General features: G+C 64.1%; 16 protein-coding genes. 8 read left to right on the forward strand and 8 right to left on the reverse strand.

The window, feature by feature from the left end:
- Nucleotides 1-4: 4 nt before the first annotated feature.
- From ACOJB8_RS01215 to ACOJB8_RS01225, 3 genes are all read right to left on the reverse strand, one after another.
- Nucleotides 5-916: a MurR/RpiR family transcriptional regulator gene (locus tag ACOJB8_RS01215; protein WP_069261604.1), complete on the reverse strand. Its 912-nt coding sequence runs from the start codon at nt 914-916 to the stop codon at nt 5-7.
- A gap of 76 nt (nt 917-992) precedes the next feature.
- Nucleotides 993-2,054: an ABC transporter ATP-binding protein gene (locus ACOJB8_RS01220; protein WP_069261603.1), complete on the reverse strand. Its 1,062-nt coding sequence runs from the start codon at nt 2,052-2,054 to the stop codon at nt 993-995.
- Between the two features lie 61 nt (nt 2,055-2,115).
- Nucleotides 2,116-2,898 carry an SDR family oxidoreductase gene (locus tag ACOJB8_RS01225; RefSeq protein ID WP_342946810.1) on the reverse strand — a complete coding sequence of 261 codons (783 nt, stop codon included), beginning with the start codon at nt 2,896-2,898 and terminating at the stop codon, nt 2,116-2,118.
- A gap of 289 nt (nt 2,899-3,187) precedes the next feature.
- Here ACOJB8_RS01225 and ACOJB8_RS01230 point away from each other — a divergent pair, with 289 nt between their 5' ends.
- The 3 genes from ACOJB8_RS01230 to ACOJB8_RS01240 all read left to right on the forward strand — a co-directional run bounded on the left by ACOJB8_RS01230 (nt 3,188) and on the right by ACOJB8_RS01240 (nt 6,352).
- Nucleotides 3,188-4,420 (forward strand): ABC transporter substrate-binding protein, encoded by a 1,233-nt coding sequence (locus ACOJB8_RS01230; protein WP_342946811.1) that lies wholly within the window; start codon nt 3,188-3,190, stop codon nt 4,418-4,420.
- A gap of 184 nt (nt 4,421-4,604) precedes the next feature.
- On the forward strand, nt 4,605-5,510 hold the full coding sequence (locus ACOJB8_RS01235) for a carbohydrate ABC transporter permease (protein ID WP_342946812.1): 906 nt from the start codon (nt 4,605-4,607) through the stop codon (nt 5,508-5,510).
- Entirely contained in the window at nt 5,507-6,352 is an 846-nt protein-coding gene (locus tag ACOJB8_RS01240; RefSeq protein ID WP_069261599.1) for a carbohydrate ABC transporter permease, read from the forward strand. The genes ACOJB8_RS01235 and ACOJB8_RS01240 overlap by 4 nt, the downstream gene beginning before the upstream one ends.
- A 15-nt stretch (nt 6,353-6,367) precedes the next feature.
- Here the strand turns inward: ACOJB8_RS01240 and ACOJB8_RS01245 are convergent, their stop codons facing one another.
- The 3 genes from ACOJB8_RS01245 to ACOJB8_RS01255 form a co-directional block, all read right to left on the reverse strand.
- On the reverse strand, nt 6,368-6,571 hold the full coding sequence (locus tag ACOJB8_RS01245; protein ID WP_069261598.1) for a glycine zipper 2TM domain-containing protein: 204 nt from the start codon (nt 6,569-6,571) through the stop codon (nt 6,368-6,370).
- A 63-nt stretch (nt 6,572-6,634) separates the two neighbouring features.
- Nucleotides 6,635-7,576, reverse strand: coding sequence for an AEC family transporter (locus tag ACOJB8_RS01250; protein ID WP_342946813.1), 942 nt, complete (start codon nt 7,574-7,576; stop codon nt 6,635-6,637).
- A 69-nt stretch (nt 7,577-7,645) separates the two neighbouring features.
- Nucleotides 7,646-9,133 (reverse strand): DHA2 family efflux MFS transporter permease subunit, encoded by a 1,488-nt coding sequence (locus ACOJB8_RS01255; RefSeq protein ID WP_342947165.1) that lies wholly within the window; start codon nt 9,131-9,133, stop codon nt 7,646-7,648.
- A 229-nt stretch (nt 9,134-9,362) separates the two neighbouring features.
- Here ACOJB8_RS01255 and ACOJB8_RS01260 point away from each other — a divergent pair, with 229 nt between their 5' ends.
- On the forward strand, nt 9,363-9,806 hold the full coding sequence (locus ACOJB8_RS01260) for a MarR family winged helix-turn-helix transcriptional regulator (RefSeq protein WP_069261595.1): 444 nt from the start codon (nt 9,363-9,365) through the stop codon (nt 9,804-9,806).
- A 19-nt stretch (nt 9,807-9,825) separates the two neighbouring features.
- Here the strand turns inward: ACOJB8_RS01260 and ACOJB8_RS01265 are convergent, their stop codons facing one another.
- Nucleotides 9,826-11,316 carry an aldehyde dehydrogenase gene (locus tag ACOJB8_RS01265; protein WP_069261594.1) on the reverse strand — a complete coding sequence of 497 codons (1,491 nt, stop codon included), beginning with the start codon at nt 11,314-11,316 and terminating at the stop codon, nt 9,826-9,828.
- An 80-nt stretch (nt 11,317-11,396) separates the two neighbouring features.
- Nucleotides 11,397-11,966: a cupin domain-containing protein gene (locus tag ACOJB8_RS01270; protein ID WP_475010673.1), complete on the reverse strand. Its 570-nt coding sequence runs from the start codon at nt 11,964-11,966 to the stop codon at nt 11,397-11,399.
- Between the two features lie 427 nt (nt 11,967-12,393).
- On the opposite strand from ACOJB8_RS01270, the gene ACOJB8_RS01275 reads away from it, so the two are divergent.
- From ACOJB8_RS01275 to ACOJB8_RS01290, 4 genes are all read left to right on the forward strand, one after another.
- Entirely contained in the window at nt 12,394-12,618 is a 225-nt protein-coding gene (locus ACOJB8_RS01275; protein WP_236596917.1) for a hypothetical protein, read from the forward strand.
- Between the two features lie 278 nt (nt 12,619-12,896).
- Nucleotides 12,897-13,706 carry a gamma-glutamyl-gamma-aminobutyrate hydrolase family protein gene (locus tag ACOJB8_RS01280; protein WP_475010677.1) on the forward strand — a complete coding sequence of 270 codons (810 nt, stop codon included), beginning with the start codon at nt 12,897-12,899 and terminating at the stop codon, nt 13,704-13,706.
- A gap of 31 nt (nt 13,707-13,737) precedes the next feature.
- Nucleotides 13,738-15,072, forward strand: coding sequence for a glutamine synthetase family protein (locus ACOJB8_RS01285; RefSeq protein ID WP_069261872.1), 1,335 nt, complete (start codon nt 13,738-13,740; stop codon nt 15,070-15,072).
- 20 nt (nt 15,073-15,092) lie between these two features.
- A complete protein-coding gene (locus tag ACOJB8_RS01290) occupies nt 15,093-16,535 on the forward strand; it encodes an aspartate aminotransferase family protein (protein WP_342946815.1) in 1,443 nt (480 codons plus the stop codon).
- Nucleotides 16,536-16,582: the final 47 nt, after the last annotated feature.

Below are 16,582 nucleotides of genomic sequence, written 5' to 3' on the forward strand. Positions count from 1 at the left end.
CGCGTCAACGCCCGTCTTCGGGTGTGCCGACCGTGGAAGCATCGTCGGGCGCGCCATCGCTGCGCGCCTGCGCGTCGCGCATCTTGGCAAGCGCCTTGGGCCCGAGCCCGAGCGACACGCCTAGCGCGAGCGCATCGAGCACCGCGAGATGCGCGATGCGCACCACGGCGGGCGCGTGTGCATCGCTCGCGGCGGGCACGCGCAGCAAGAGTGGAATATCGACCACCCACGCGAGACGCGAACCCGCACTCGTGAGCGCGATGGTCGTCGCGCCGCGCTCCTTGGCGATCTGAATGCTCTCGTTCACTTCCACGCTGCGCCCCGACTGGGAGATCGCGAACGCCACGTCGCCAGGTTCGAGCAGCGCCGCGTAAAGGCGCTGCAGATGCGCATCCGTGAACGCGCTCGCGGCGATGTCGAGCCGTAGCAGGCGCAGCGCCGCGTCTTGCGCAACGAGCCCAGAACCCGCGCCCACGCCGAAAAAGTACACGCGACGCGCGCTGGAGAGCGCCGCGACGGCAGCCTCGAACACCGCCGTATCGAGTGAAGCGCGCGCGTGGGTCACGCCCTGCACGACCGACTCCGTCACCTTGTCGAGCAGGGTGCCGACTTCGCCGGCCCACCCGGCGCCGCTTGCCTCGCCGCCCGTCATCTCGGTGGCGAGCGCGAAGGGCACGTTGCCCGCCGCGCTCTGCGCGAGCCGCATCTTGAAGTCGCGCAGGCCGTGCGCGCCCACCGCGCGGCAAAAGCGCGTGACGGAGGGCTCGGACACGTCCGCGCGCAACGCGAGTTCGGTGATGCTCCCGCGCATGGCGAAGTCGATGTCGGCGAGCACCATCTCCGCGACCTTGCGCTCGGCGGGACGCAGCGACTCCGCGACATTGCGGATGTGATGGATCAGGTTGGAGACCGGCAAGCTGTTTTTCCCGTGGAAGATACCAGGTTCTGCTCACATGAGGGCCCGCTATCCAGTTTCGATGCGTGCTTCCGCTTCAATCGAGCCGCTTGCCGCTTTCAGTATCGAACAGATGCAGGTGCGCCAAAGGCAAACCTAGCGTCATGCGCTGGCCCGGAGAAACGTCCGGGCGCGCGCGCGTGGTGACGCACCATGTGGTCGCGCCTATTTTCCCGTACAAGTGGGTCTCCGCGCCAGTCGGCTCGATCACATCGACGGTGAATGGCACGTCGCCGCCCGCCTCGATGTGCTCGGGCCGCACGCCGAGCGTCACGCGCGCCCCCGCCTGGGCCTTGCCTTCCGGCAGCGCAATACGCACGCCGTCTTCGAGCACGAGCGCCGTGCCGCGCGCGTCGCTCATCACCGTGCCCTCGGCGAAGTTCATCGAAGGCGAGCCGAGGAAGCTCGCCACGAACAGGTTGCCCGGTTTGTCGTAGAGGTCGAGCGGGCGGCCGATCTGTTCGATGCGCCCCGCGTTCATCACGACGATGCGGTCGGCCATCGTCATCGCCTCGATCTGGTCGTGCGTGACGTACACCACCGTGTTGCGCAGACGCTGGTGCAGCGCCTTGATCTCGGTGCGCATCTGCACGCGCAGCTTGGCGTCGAGGTTCGAAAGCGGCTCGTCGAACAGGAACAGCGCGGGCTCACGCACCACGGCGCGCCCCATGGCGACGCGCTGGCGCTGGCCGCCCGAGAGCGCGCGCGGCAAGCGCTCCAGGTAGCTCGACAGGTTGAGCATTTTCGCGGCGGCTTCGATGCGCGGCTTGAAACCATTCTCGCGCTCCTTGCGAATGCGCGGACCGAACGCGATGTTGTCGTACACCGACAGATGTGGGTACAGCGCGTAGCTCTGGAACACCATCGAGATATTGCGCTGCTGCGGCGGCAATGCGTTCGCGCGCGTGCCGCCGATGGTGAGGTCGCCGCCGGAGATGTCTTCGAGGCCGGCGATCATGCGCATCACCGTGGTCTTGCCGCAACCCGAGGGACCGACGAGCACGACGAATTCGCCGTCTTCGATGTCGAGGTCGACGCCGTGCACGACCTGGGTGTCGCCATAACGCTTGTAGATGCCGTTCAGTTGTACCGCTGCCATGCTGTCCTCGTTTGCGTGAAGTCTTGTCAGGTCGCTCAGATCAATTCGCCGCGTGCGCGCCTCAGAACGGATCGAGCGTCAGCTCGTTCGCCATCATCCGGTTGCCCGCCATGAGGCCCGCGTCCACGGGCAGCGCCACGCCCGTGATCACGCGCGCCTGCGGCGAGGCGAGAAACTGCACGGCGTCGGCGATGTCCTCGGGCGTGGCCACGTCGCCTAGCGGATACCACTTGCTCAGTTCTTCGAATATCTTTGGATGCTGCTCGATGCGCGCGCGCCACGCGGGCGTCTTCACCGTGCCGGGGCAAACGATGTTCGCGCGTATGCCGTGCGGGCCCAGCTCCATGGCGAGCGCCTTCGTGTAGCTCACGAGGCCCGCCTTCGCCGCGCTATACGCGGGGTGGCCGAGCGCCGACAGGCCGTTCACCGAGCCGATCAGCACGAGCGCGCCGCGCCGGCGCTCGATCATCGAGGCGCGCACGGCTTCGACCGTGTAGTAGGTCCCGTTCAGATTCAGGTCGATGTCGCGCCGCCAGCTCGCGGCGTCGGTATGCGCGAGCGTCGTGCCGAGCGCGCCGCCCGCGTTCGCCACGGCCACGTCGACCGGGCCACGCGCCGCCACGCCGCGCGCCACGGCTGCGGTCACGGCGGCTTGATCGCTCACGTCGGCGGCGAGCGGTTCGAGGCGCGCCGCGCCCGCTTCGCCGAATTCGGCCGCGAGCTGTTGCACGCCCGCCGCGTCGCGGTCGAGCGCGAGCACCGTGTCGCCCGCTTCCAGAAACCGTTTGCATAGCGCGCGGCCTATGCCGCCGCTCGCGCCCGTCACCAGCACCACCCGGCTCATGTCGACTCTCCGTGCGGCTCGCCAGCCTTGCCGGAGAGCCTGAAAATTTCCTACATACGAATATGGACAATGGTCCGTATGCGGGTTTATACCGAGCGCACGCCGCTGCTGCAGCGCATGAATTTCCCCTGTTTTACAGCATGTTATGCAAATTCCGGCGCTCGAAACAATATCGAGTTTACCAGGTGACAACGCTTTTTTCATCCTGTAGGATTTTTTCAAACAACGCAACCCAGCAGCCGGGTCACGGCGGCGACATAAGCAGGAACAACCACTTAGGAGAAAGAGAATGTCGTTTCAGGCACGTGCAACCACCATGCTCGGCAAGCTCGCCGTCGCGCTAGCGTTCGCCGGCATCACCGCCGCGGCGCACGCCGATACGGTCCGCGTGACCGTCGCCCACTACAGCGACGCCACCGCGCCGTACTTCGAGAAAATGGCCAAGCAGTTCGAGGCCGCCAATCCAGGCATCACGATCAAGATCGAAGACGTGAACTGGGACTCGCTGCAACAGAAGCTGCAAACGGACATCTCCGGCGGCGCGAACGCCGACCTCGCGATCATCGGCACGCGGTGGCTCCTCGACTTCGTGAAGGACGACATTGCCGAGCCGCTCGACCCGCACATGGACGCGAACTTCAAGGGCCGCTTCATCGGTCCGTTCCTGGCCCCTGGTCAGATCAACGGCAAGACCTACGGCCTGCCGATCGCCGCTTCGGCGCGCGCGCTGTACTACAACAAGGACATGCTCGCTTCGGTTGGCTATCCGCAAGGCCCGAAGACGTGGAATGACGTGATCGACGCGTCGAAGAAGCTCAAGGCGAAGGGCATCGCGGGCTTCGGTCTGCAGGGCAAGGAAATTGAAACCGACGTGTATTTCTACTACGCGTTGTGGACCCACGGCGGCGAAGTGGTGGGCAAGGACGGCAAGGCGGCATTCAACTCGCCGGCTGGCGTGAAGGCCGCAACGCTCTACAAGTCCATGATCGACGAAGGTCTCACGCAGCCGGGCGTGACGGGCTACAGCCGTGAAGACGTGCAGAACCTCTTCAAGCAGGGCCGCGTGGCGATGATGATCTCGGCGCCGTTCCTCGCCAAGCAGTTGCAGAAGGAAGCACCGAACATCAAGTACGGCATCGACCCGATCCCGGTAGCCACGACGCCCGCCACCTACGCGGTGACCGACTCGATCATGATGTTCAAGAACTCCAAGGTGAAGCAGAGCGCCTGGAAGTTCCTCGACTTCCTGTTCACGAAGGAACCGCGCGTGCAGTTCACGAGCACGGAAGGCTTCCTGCCGACCACGAAGGCTGAAGCGAGCGACCCGGCTTTCCAGAATCCGGACACGCAAGCCTTCATCGCGCTGCTGCCGCATGCGAAGTTCGCGCCGACCGTGACGGGCTGGGAAGACACCGCCAAGGCCGTGACCAACGCGATGCAGTCGGTCTACCTTGGCAAGGCCAAGCCCGCCGATGCGCTGAACCAGGCGGCCACCGAAGCGAACAAGTCGCTCGGCAAGTAAGTCTGGCAAACAAGCCCTGATGGCAACACCGGCGCGCGCCTGAAGTTTCCGGCGCGCGCCGGAGCGCCTGAGAACCGACGTTTCGAAGCACTGACGATTCGACATGACTACGGGTCCCCTGAAGCCCTCGCCCGCCACAGCACCGGCCGGCGATGCCCCCGACCGATCACGCGCACGAACCCGCATGAGCCGACTACCCCGCGCCGTTTCCGCGCCCCGCGCGCCCTGGCTCCTGATCGTGCCGAGTCTCGTGCTCGCGCTCTTCATCATCAGCTATCCGATATTCAACATCGTGTATCAGTCGCTGCACGAGGTGTCGCGCTTCGGGCAGATTCGCGACTTCAGCGGCCTGCAGAACTTCTATAACGTGTTCGGCGACCCGGTGTTCATGAGCGCCCTGAGGAACACGCTGATCTGGACATTCTTCGTCGTGGTGGGGACGGTGGGGATTTCCGTGCCGGTCGCGCTCGTGCTCAATCAGGACTTTTACGGCCGCGGCATTGCGCGCACGATCGTCATGCTGCCGTGGTCCGTCTCGCTCACGATGACGGCCGTGGTCTGGCGCTGGGCGTTCAACGACGACTACGGCATGGTCAATGTCACGCTGCAGCGCCTCGGCCTCACTACGGGGCCGATCCACTGGCTCGCGACGCCCGAGTATGCGTTCCCGGTGGAAATCTGCGTGGGCATACTCGTGTCGATCCCCTTCACGACCACGATCCTGCTGGGCGGCCTTTCCTCGGTGCCGGGCGATATTTACGAAGCCGCGCGCATTGACGGTGCGAGCGCCTGGCAACAGTTCCGCCAGCTCACGCTGCCGCTGCTCAAGCCGTTCATCAACATGGCGGTCCTGCTGAACGTGATCTACGTGTTCAACTCGTTCCCGATCATCTGGGTGATGACGCAAGGCGGACCCGACGACAGCACGCATATTCTCGTCACTTACCTTTACGAACTCGGCTTCCGGTTAGGACGACCTGGCGAAGCGGCCGCCGTCTCGCTCATCATGCTCGTCATCCTGTTCGCCTTTTCGGTGGTCTACCTGCGCCTGCAGGCAAAACGCGGCAGCGCCGAAGGAGACCTGGCATGAACCGCAAGCTCAAACGCTCGATCTGGTGCTGGCTCGTGCTCTCGCCACTCGTCGTGGCCGTCCTGTTCCCGTTCGCGGTGATGTTCTTCACCTCGTTCAAGCCGGCTTCGGAAGTGTTCGTCTATCCGGCGCGCTGGCTGCCGATGCAGTGGCGCTGGCAGAACTACGTCGACATGTGGCAGGCCGCGAACTTCGGCGTCGCGCTGCGCAACAGCATCGTGGTGAGCTGTCTTTCCACCGCGCTCGCGCTCGCCGTGAGCCTCCCGGCCGCCTATGCGCTCGCGCGCTTTCCGTTCCGCGGGCGCGGCCTGTACCGCCAGTTCCTGCTCGTCACGCAGATGCTCTCGCCGATCCTGCTCGTGGTCGGCCTGTTCCGGCTCGCCGCGATGATTCCGTACGGCGACGGCAATCTCGTCGATTCGAAGATCGGCGTGATCGTCTCTTATGCGGCGTTCAATATCGCGTTTGCCGTGTGGATGCTCTCGTCGTATTTCCAGACCGTGCCGCGCGATCTCGAAGAATCGGCGTGGCTCGAAGGCTGCAGCCGCACGGGTGCCGTGTTCCGCGTGTTCCTGCCGCTCGCGGTGCCGGCCGTGGTGGTCACGGCAATCTTCACGTTCATCAGCGCGTGGAATGAGTTCGCCGTGGTCTACACGCTGATCCGCTCGCCCGAGAACAAGACGCTCACGGTGCAGGTCACCGACATGGTGGCCGGCAAGTACACCGTGGAATGGCAGCTCGTCATGGCGGCCACGCTCGCCGCCACGCTGCCGGTGTCCGTGGTGTTCGCCTGGCTGCAGCGCTATATGGTGAAGGGACTCGCACTAGGCGCCGTGAAGTAACAGGAAGTCTCGCGCCTACTTGCTCAGTTCATGGCCGATCACGCCGCCGGCCACGGCGCCGCCCACGGTGCCGACCGCGCTGCCGTTGGTGGCCCGGTTGCCGACGTAGCCGCCCGCGGCGGCGCCGCCCAGCGTGCAGGCTCCCGTGCCCGCTGCGGTGAGCACGACGGTGATGACGAGTGAGGCGCGCGCGGCGCTCGAGCGTCGTAGCCAGTTCATCGCCAATTCTCCTGATCGATGGTCCTGGCTTTTATGCCAGCAAGCATCGTGCCGCGCCGGCTTTCAGCCGTGGTGCAGATGCAGCAGGATCAGCGTGAGCGTGACGAGTGAACCGAGTGTGGAATGCAAAATGGTACGCGACGTCACGTGCGCCTCGCGCCGGTAGTACTCGGCGAGCATGAACGGGCCGGTGCCCGTGGGCAGCGCCGCTAGCAACACCGCGATTTCCACGAGCGGGTCAGGCAGCCCGAAAACGCGATCGGCCAGCCACCACGTGAGCAGCGGCTGCCCGACGAGCTTGCAGAGCGTGAGCCACCACGACGACTCGCGCGGCGCCTCGCCGCTCGCGCGACGCTCGGCGAGAAACAGCCCGAGGCTCACAAGCGCGCACGGGCTCGCCGCGCCGCCCAGGAGCTTGAGAAACGTTTCCGCGCTAGCGGGCAACGTGACATGCGCGGCCGAAACGACCGCCCCCAGCGCCGGCGCCACCAGCAGCGGATTGCGCAGCAGCGAGCGCACCACCTTGATGGCGAGCCGGTGCGGACGCCGCTCGCTTTGCAGTCCCGTTTCGATCAACACGATGGCGATGGCGAACAGCACGCAGACCACGAGGATCGTCGCGATGGTCGTGGGCGTGAGGCTCGACGGCCCGAAGGCGATCATGCACAGCGGGAAACCCACGTAACCGGTATTCGGATACGCGGCGGCAAGCCCGTCGATGCTCGCATCGGCGAGCGGGCGGCCGAGGAACACGCGCGCCCCCACCACGGCGACGAACACGGCGAGACCGGCAAGGCCGAAGGCGGCGACGAACGCCGGCTGATAGAGCTCGTGCCACGTTGCGTGCGCAAGGATATCGAAGAGCAGCGCCGGAAGTGCGAGCCACACGACAAAGCGGTTCAGCTCGGAAGCCGCGGCGGGCCCGAGGACATTCGTGCGACGGCAGGCGAAGCCCGCGAAAATGAGACCGAAAACCGGCAGGAGAATGGAAACGGCAGAAAGCATCGGAATTCGTGAATGCAAAGCGCGCGGACGTGCCGCGCGCCAGGGTGAAACGGAAGACGAACAGGTTCGCTAATCCATCGCCGCGTGACTCGTATCGACGGTGGCGGCACTCGGGCCGGTGCGGATCAGAAAGAGCAGCGGAATCACGAGCAGCGTCGCCACGAACATCATCTTGAAGTCGTTCAGATACGCGATCATCTGGGCCTGCTGCGTGATCGACTGGTTGAGCACGGCGAGATCGTACCGCGAACCGCTTTCGAGCATCTGCTGAACCGCCGGATTGAACGGCGTGATGTTCGCGGCGAGGTCCGAATGCGCGATCTGCGTGCCGCGCGTGACGAAGGTCTGCACGATCGAAATGCCGATACTGCTACCGATGTTGCGCATCAAGCTATAGGTGGCCGTGCCGTCCGCGCGCAGTTGCGGTGTCAGCGTCGAGAACGTCAGCGCGGAAAGCGGCACGAACACGAAGCCGAGGCCAAAGCCCTGCACCACGCCCGGCCACACGATATCCGAGGGCGAAAGCACGAGCGTGTACTGCATCATCTGCCAGAGCGCGTAGGCGGAGACCACAAAGCCGAACAGCAGCATAATGCGCGCGTCCACGCGTTTCAGTATGCGTCCGGCTATCAGCATGGCGACCATGGTGCCCGCGCCGCTCGGCGCGGTCACGAGCCCCGTAGTGGCGACCGGATAGCCCATGAGGTTCTGCAGCATGGGCGGCAGCAGCGCGCGCGTGGCGTACAGCACTGCGCCGATCACGAAGATGAAGAGCGTGCCCGTAGCGAAGTTGCGGTCCTTGAGGAGCTGGTAGCGAAAGAACGTGCCGGGCCCCGAGGTGGCCGTATGCACGACGAAGAACGCGAAGGCAATGACCGCCACCAGCGCCTCGATGCGGATCTCCAGCGAGCCGAACCAGTCGAGCTGCTCGCCGCGGTCGAGCAAGGCCTGCAACGCGCCGATGGCAAGCGCGAGCGTGGCGAAGCCGAACACGTCGAAGCGCTGCGTGCGGCCAGGCACGCGCGCGGGCATGAAAGTCGAGACGCCGAAAAACGCGAACAGGCCCACCGGCACGTTGATGAAGAACACCCAGCGCCAGTTGTAGCTATCCGTGAGCCAGCCGCCCAGCGTGGGCCCCAGCACGGGACCGACCATCACGCCCATGCCCCAGACCGCCATGGCCTGCCCCTGGCGCTCGCGCGGATTGATGTCGAGAAGAATGGACTGCGAGAGCGGCACGAGCGATGCGCCGAACACGCCCTGCAACAGCCGCGACGCGACGATCTCGCCGAGCGTTTCGGAAAGCCCGCACAGCGCCGAGGCCACGGTGAAGCCGGCAATCGCCATGCCAAGGAGCCGCTTGACGCCGTAACGGTCGGCGAGCCAGCCCGTGAGCGGCGTGGCGATGGCGGCGGCGACGATATACGAGGTGAGCACCCAGGTGATCTCGTCCTGGGAGGCAGACAGCGTGCCCTGCATGTGCGGCAGCGCGACATTGGCGATCGTGCTGTCCAGCGTTTGCATCAGCGTGGCGAGCATGATCGAGAGCGTGATCATGCCGCGATTGAGCGGGGCTTCCTTGACCGGCTCCGCCCGATGCTGCGCGGCGGTGCCGTCCTGCATGACTGCGGTCATCGTGCGGGTGTCTGGCGGCTATCTTGATTGGGGGGCGGAGCATGCCGAATTAATAAGCCTGCTTATTATACGACTCGCACCTGCTGACGCAATCGGTATCGCCAGGGACGCTCGTGCGAAGGCGCGAGCCGCCCGCCCGTATAATCGCGCGATGACTACCGACCTCGAAAAGCGCTTTGGCTTCCTGGTCGTCGACGTGGGCCGGCTCTATGGCAAACGTTACGACGAGCTTGCGAAGTCGTCGCTCGAACTCACGCGCGCGCAGTGCCGCATGATCGCGTACCTCGCGCACTACGGCGACATGAACCAGGCGCGCCTCGCCGAACTGCTGGAAGTGGCGCCCATTTCCGCGGGGCGGCTGCTCGAGCGCATGGAAGAAGGCGGCTGGGTCGTGCGCACGCCCAACCCGGACGACCGCCGCGAATTGCTGGTTAGCCTGACGCCCAGGGCACAAGGCGTGCTCACGGGCGCGCGCCGCGTAGGTGACGAAGTCCAGGCGGAAGCCCTGGCGGGCTTCACGCCTGAAGAAGCTGAGCAGTTCGGCGCGATGCTTCAGCGGGTGCGCGCCAATCTCGGCGCGCTGGTGGAACGGTAACTCCGAGCGATAACTCGCGTTATCGCAGCCGCACGAGCGTGGACTTGAGTTCCGTGTACTTCTCGAGCGCGTGCAACGACTTGTCGCGACCGTTGCCGGATTCCTTGAAGCCGCCGAACGGGAAGTTCATGTCCCCGCCTTCGTCGTAGCAGTTCACCCACACCGTGCCCGCACGGAGCCTGCGCGAAATTTCATGCGCGTGCGTGAGGTTCGCGGTCCAGACCGCAGCCGCGAGCCCGTAGTCACTGTCGTTGGCAATGCGCACCGCTTCGTCGATCGTGCTGAAGGTAATGACCGACAGCACCGGCCCGAAGATTTCCTCGCGCGCGATCTTCGTGTCGTGATGCGTATCGAACACCGTGGGCTGCACGTAGAAGCCCCCACCCTCGGCATTCACGCGTTCACCGCCTGTCAGCAGCTTCGAGTCCTTGCGACCGGCTTCGATATAGCTCAGCACCCGCTCCAGCTGAATCTTGTCGATGATCGCGCCCATCGACACATCCGGATCGAGAGGATTGCCTGGCTTATAGGCCTTCGCCGCCTCGACGAGCTTCGCGAGGAATACGTCCTTGATCTCGTGATGGACGAGCAGGCGCGATCCCGCCGTACACATTTCACCCATGTTGTAGAAGATCGCGCCCGCCGCCGCGTTCGCCGCACGGTCGAGGTCCGGGCAGTCGTGCAGCACGATATTGGGCGACTTGCCGCCAAGCTCCAGCCACACGCGCTTGAGATTCGACTGCCCCGCGTACTGCATGATCTGCTTGCCCACGTTCGTCGAGCCCGTGAACGCAATGCAGTCCACGTCGCGATGCAGGCCGAGCAGCTTCCCGGGCTCCCCGCCACCGGGCAGCACGTTGAATACGCCGGCCGGAATGCCGGCCTCGTGCGCAAGCTGCGCCACGCGAATGGCCGTGAGCGGCGACTTCTCCGAAGGCTTGAGCACGACACTGTTGCCCGCCGCGAGCGCGGGCCCGAACTTCCACGAGGCCATCAGGATCGGGAAATTCCACGGCACGACGGCGGCGACCACGCCAATGGGCTCGCGCGTGACGAGGCCCACCAGATGATGATCGGCGGGCACGACTTCGCCACCCACCTTGTCGATGGCCTCCGCGAACCATTCCACACAATAAGCCGCGCCTGGCACATCTACGGTCGTCGTGTCGCCAATCGGCTTGCCTGCGTCGAGCGTTTCGAGCAGCGCGAGTTCGTCGAGATGCTCGCGCATGAGCGCGGCCCAGCGCAGCAGAACGGCCTTGCGCGCACGCGGATTCAGGCCAGCCCAGACGCCTTCGTCGAACGCGCGGCGGGCAGCGCCGACCGCGGCATCGACATCGGCTGCGCCGCAATCGGCCACGCTCGCGAGCACGCGGCCGTCGATCGGGCTCACGCAATCGAACGTGCGGCCCGAATATGCATCGCGATACGCGCCGTCGATGAATGCGCGACCTTCGATCGGAAGCGTCGCGGCCCTGTCCTGCCAGTAAGCGAATGTTTTCTTTTCCATCAGGATGCCTCAATGATTTGCGATCCACCTTGCACGCTGCAACGCGGCGTCAGGTGAAACGGGTTCGCGCGATCAGGGAGTCAGAAGGTGGGCGGCGAGTTCGCCGACACCACTTCGCAGACTTCGTTCGCGCTGGGATTGCGAAACCGGTGCGGGAAGCGGCTTTCGAAATAGTAGCTGTCTCCGGGGTCGAGCAGCCAGGTCGTGCCGTCCACGGTCAGCTCGAGTTGTCCGGCGACCACCACGCCCCCTTCATGCCCCGCATGCACCAGCATTTCAGGGCCGGTATCGGCCAGCGGCTGATAGACCTCGCGCATGATGCCCATGTTGCGGTCCTTCACGTTCGCGCCGGCCAGATAGAACTCGATCGATTCGTTGCCGAGGTTCGGCATTTCGCCGCGCCGCGACACGACTTCTGTCCCTTCGGTCAGGTCAAATGTGAAGAATTCAGCGAGGCTCATTGGTATGCATTCGAGCAGCTTCTTGAGCGACCCCACCGAGGGACTGACGCGACTTTGCTCGATCAGCGAGATCGCGCCATTGGTCACGCCTGCGCGCTTGGCGAGCTCGCGCTGCGACAAACCATAGCGTTTGCGGACATAACGTAGACGCGTGGCGACTTCGGATGATACAGAGGCGGACTCGGACACGATGAAGGACCGTTGGCAGTGAACGCGCGAGGAGAGGGCGCGGTGGACGTGTTGAATATTCTAATCAGTTTGCTTTATTTTGCGTCAGTACAAACCCCTGTAAGTTATTCGAAATATAAGTGCAGGAGCCGATATTTCGCACAGCGAGCTATTTCAAAGGGCTCTCGGGGAAAGTGCTGACATCAAAAACTTGAAAAAATAATTGACGCCCTTTTTGACTCGTATATGCTGAACTACAGGTCGAACACTGCATCGTTTCTATCGCGTTGCAACGCAAAAACCGCGTTTTATGCGAGGAACATAGCAAGTCGGCTGAGTTTGGAAAGCAATACATCGATGTCGTTCAATGTTTGATGCATCGCTGAATTTGACGACCTCGAATGCTTGAACCAAACGCCTTTTTCAACGCAACCAGTCGAGTGTTATTGTGAGAGTCCGTGGCCCTCTGGTGAGGTGGGATCGTAGTCATGCGAGGTGTCTTCGCAGTGACTGCACCGCCATCGCCGACGGCAGTAGCGGCAGGCTTGCCTCTCGCCTGTTCCTGTCCGTCTTCACGATCCTTTCCCGCCGCTCTGTTCGGCGTCACAACTCGGTCTCTGCACGCGCCTTCATTGCCGTCCACACGGACGAAGTCGCGTCGCTTCTGCCCTAGCGCCTCTCCTTCCCGCGCTGTTCGTTTTCTTCGCCGTCGTTGGTTCGCGAAGTGTCCTGTCGCGCCTTCGCGATGTGGCTGCGCACGCCTGAACACCGTTGCGCCTCACAACGGCAAGAAACGAACCGCCTACATGATCTCCACGCGCAGCGCCATCCGTTAGCGCCGCTGCGCGGAGCACACAGGGTTTGTAGTTTTGCGTCCCGCAAGGCTGCAAGGTCATGTCACGCCCGTAGCGCCGACACACTACGCACGGGCAAGCAAGCGAATCATTAGTCATGCGAACCAGACCATTAGTTGGCGTCACGGCCGACCGCACGATGATGGGAGCGCACGCGTCACATGTTGCCGGCGAGAAGTACATCGCCGCGGCTGTGAATGGAGCAGGCGCGCTCGCACTCGTGCTGCCCGCCCTGGGCGAGCGGCAGACTGCGGCAGACATTCTCGAAGCCGTGGACGGACTGCTTTTCACCGGCAGCTATTCGAACGTCGAGCCGCATCGTTATGGCGGCCCGGCAAGCGAGAGCGGCACGCTGCACGACCCCGCTCGCGACGCCACCACGCTGCCGCTCCTGCGCGCCGCGATCGAGGCCGGCGTGCCGGTGCTCGCGATCTGCCGCGGCTTCCAGGAGATGAACGTGGTGTTCGGCGGCACGCTGCATCAGCAGGTGCACAACGTTGCGCGCTACGACGACCATCGCGAGAACAAGGACGATCCGCTCGACACGCAATACGGTCCGGCGCACGCGTTGAAGCTCGTGGAAGGCGGTGTGCTGCAACAGCTTGCGGGCGGCGCGCGCGAAGCACGCGTGAATTCGCTGCACGGTCAGGGCATCGAACGGCTGGGCGCGGGCCTCGTGGCCGAGGCATTCGCACCCGACGGCCTTATCGAAGCCGTGAGCGTTGCGAACGCACCCGGTTTTGCGCTTGGCGTGCAGTGGCACCCCGAATGGAAGTACGCCGACGACGCGCTGTCCACCGCTATCTTCCGCACGTTCGGCGAAGCCTGCCGCAACCACATGCTGGCCCGAATACCGGGCGGGGCCGGACACGACGTGGCGCATGCGCCGCGCGCCGCCCACGCCTGATGCCGGCCCATACAGAACAGAGAGAAAGATCATGCATGAAATCGACGAATTCCTGAAGAAGCACCACATCACCGAAATCGAAGCCATCATCCCCGACATGGCGGGGATTGCGCGCGGCAAGATCATCCCGCGCAGCAAGTTCGAATCGGGCGAGGCGATGCGCCTGCCGCAAGCCGTGATGATCCAGACCGTAACGGGCGACTACCCCGAGGACGGAAGCCTCACCGGCGTCACCGACCCCGACATGGTGTGTGTGCCCGACCCTTCGACGATCCGCATCATTCCATGGGCTGTCGATCCCACCGCGCAAGTGATTCACGACTGCGTGCATTTCGACGGCACGCCTGTCGAGATCTCGCCGCGCCGCGTGCTGCGCCGCGTGCTCGACCTGTATGCCGCGAAGGGCTGGAAGCCGGTGATCGCGCCGGAACTCGAGTTCTATCTCGTCGATATGAACAAGGATCCGGATATTCCGCTCGCGCCGCCCATCGGCCGTACAGGCCGTCCGGAAACGGGCCGCCAGGCGTATTCGATCGAAGCGGTGAACGAGTTCGATCCGCTGTTCGAAGACATCTACGAGTACTGCGATATTCAGGATCTCGAAGTCGATACGCTGATTCACGAAGTGGGCGCGGCGCAGATGGAGATCAACTTCCTGCACGGGGATCCGCTCAATCTTGCCGACCGCGTGTTCCTTTTCAAGCGCACGGTGCGTGAAGCCGCGCTGCGCCATCACATGTACGCCACGTTCATGGCCAAGCCCATGGAGAACGAACCGGGCTCGGCTATGCACGTGCATCAGAGCCTCGTTTCGGAGGAAAGCGGTCAGAACCTCTTCACGGGTTCGGACGGCAAGCCCACGGACATGTTCTACGCGTATATCGCTGGCATGCAGAAGTACACGCCAGCGCTCATGCCGATCTTCGCGCCGTACATCAACTCGTATCGCCGCCTTTCGCGTTTCATGGCCGCGCCGATCAACGTGGCATGGGGCTACGACAACCGTACCGTGGGCTTCCGCGTGCCGTACTCGTCGCCGGCTGCGCGCCGCGTGGAAAACCGCATTCCCGGCGTCGACACCAACCCGTACCTCGCGATCGCCGGCACGCTGGCCGCGGGCTATCTGGGGATGACGCAGCATCTCAAGCCCACCGAACCGCTCGTGAGCGACGGCTACTCGCTGCCCTACCAGTTGCCGCGCAATCTCGAGGAAGGCCTCACGCTGATGGGCTCGTGCGAGCCGCTCAAGGACATCCTCGGCGAGAAGTTCGTGCGCGCCTACCTCGCGCTCAAGGAAACCGAATACGAAGCCTATTTCCGCGTGATCAGTTCGTGGGAACGCAAGCACCTGCTGCTGCACGTGTAAAAACGAAAGGAGATACAGCAATGAGCTATCGAATCGACGCCCCGGCCAGCGCGCTGCAGGAAGTGCCGACGACGCTACGCGCGCAATCCAGCCGAACGGCGCGCTCGACGAGCGAGTACCGCGCGCTGGACGCCGCGCATCACATTCACCCGTTTTCGGATATGGGCTCGCTCAACCAGACGGGCAGCCGCGTGATCGTGAAGGCGAAAGGCGTGTACCTGTGGGACTCGGAAGGCAACCAGATCATCGACGGCATGGCCGGGCTCTGGTGCGTGAACGTGGGCTATGGCCGCAAGGAACTGGCCGACGCCGCCTACGAGCAAATGCTGGAACTGCCCTTCTACAACACCTTCTTCAAGACCACGCACCCGCCGGTCATCGAATTGTCGGCGCTGCTCGCGCAGCTTTCGCCTGAGCCGTTCAACCACTTCTTCTATTGCAACAGCGGCTCCGAAGGCAACGACACGGTACTGCGCATCGTGCATCAGTACTGGCTCACGCAAGGCAAGTCCTCGAAGAAGGTCGTCATCTCGCGCCGGAATGCGTACCACGGCTCGACCATCGCGGGCGGCACGCTGGGCGGCATGGGTTACATGCACGAGCAGATGCCCTCGAAGGTCGAGAACATCGTGCACATCGACCAGCCGTACTTCTATGGCGAAGCGCAAGGCAACATGTCGCCCGAGGAATTCGGCCTCGCGCGTGCGCAGCAGCTCGAAGCGAAGATTCTCGAAGTGGGCGCGGAGAACGTGGCCGCCTTCATCGGCGAGCCGTTCCAGGGCGCGGGCGGGGTAATCTTCCCGCCCTCGACCTACTGGCCGGAAATACAGCGCATTTGCCGCAAGTACGACATCCTGCTGTGCGCCGACGAAGTCATCGGTGGCTTCGGCCGCACCGGCGAGTGGTTCGCGCATCAGCACTTCGGCTTCGAGCCCGACCTCATCACGATGGCCAAGGGCCTCACGAGCGGCTACGTGCCGATGGGCGCCGTGGGCATTCACGACCGCATTGCGAAGGCGCTCATCGAGAACGGCGAGTTCAATCATGGCCTCACGTACTCGGGGCATCCGGTCGCCGCCGCCGTGGCCGTGGCGAACCTCAAGCTGCTGCGCGACGAAGGCATCGTCACGCGCGTGAAGAACGACACCGGCCCGTACTTCCAGCAACGCCTGCGCGAGACGTTCGCCAATCATCCGATCATCGGCGACATCTCGGGCGCGGGTCTCGTGGCGGGCCTGCAGCTCGCCGAAGATCCGAAGGCGCGCAAGCGCTTCGCGAATGGCGGCGACGTGGGCACGCTGTGCCGCGACTTCTGCTTCAACGGCAACCTCATCATGCGTGCCACGGGCGACCGCATGCTGCTCTCGCCGCCGCTCGTCGTCACGCGCGGCGAAATCGATGAAATCGTGTCGAAGGCGAAGAAGGCCATCGACCAAACCGCGCAACAACTGGGTCTTTCTTAACGCGACTTGTCCACGGCGGGCGGCGCAACGGGGTGCTGGGCCTCCCG

The sequence above is a fragment of the Paraburkholderia sp. BR10141 genome (assembly GCF_056155635.1).

Bases quoted from the DNA above. Each gene is read 5' to 3' on its own strand.
- ACOJB8_RS01255 (WP_342947165.1), bottom strand. From the start codon at position 9,133: ATGATCACGCTCTCGATCATGCTCGCCACGCTGATGCAAACGCTGGAC.
- ACOJB8_RS01220 (WP_069261603.1), bottom strand. From the start codon at position 2,054: ATGGCAGCGGTACAACTGAACGGCATCTACAAGCGTTATGGCGACACC.
- ACOJB8_RS01225 (WP_342946810.1), bottom strand. From the start codon at position 2,898: ATGAGCCGGGTGGTGCTGGTGACGGGCGCGAGCGGCGGCATAGGCCGC.
- ACOJB8_RS01245 (WP_069261598.1), bottom strand. From the start codon at position 6,571: ATGAACTGGCTACGACGCTCGAGCGCCGCGCGCGCCTCACTCGTCATC.
- ACOJB8_RS01230 (WP_342946811.1), top strand. From the start codon at position 3,188: ATGTCGTTTCAGGCACGTGCAACCACCATGCTCGGCAAGCTCGCCGTC.
- ACOJB8_RS01240 (WP_069261599.1), top strand. From the start codon at position 5,507: ATGAACCGCAAGCTCAAACGCTCGATCTGGTGCTGGCTCGTGCTCTCG.
- ACOJB8_RS01290 (WP_342946815.1), top strand. From the start codon at position 15,093: ATGAGCTATCGAATCGACGCCCCGGCCAGCGCGCTGCAGGAAGTGCCG.
- ACOJB8_RS01265 (WP_069261594.1), bottom strand. From the start codon at position 11,316: ATGGAAAAGAAAACATTCGCTTACTGGCAGGACAGGGCCGCGACGCTT.
- ACOJB8_RS01235 (WP_342946812.1), top strand. From the start codon at position 4,605: ATGAGCCGACTACCCCGCGCCGTTTCCGCGCCCCGCGCGCCCTGGCTC.
- ACOJB8_RS01280 (WP_475010677.1), top strand. From the start codon at position 12,897: ATGCGAACCAGACCATTAGTTGGCGTCACGGCCGACCGCACGATGATG.
- ACOJB8_RS01250 (WP_342946813.1), bottom strand. From the start codon at position 7,576: ATGCTTTCTGCCGTTTCCATTCTCCTGCCGGTTTTCGGTCTCATTTTC.
- ACOJB8_RS01260 (WP_069261595.1), top strand. From the start codon at position 9,363: ATGACTACCGACCTCGAAAAGCGCTTTGGCTTCCTGGTCGTCGACGTG.
- ACOJB8_RS01285 (WP_069261872.1), top strand. From the start codon at position 13,738: ATGCATGAAATCGACGAATTCCTGAAGAAGCACCACATCACCGAAATC.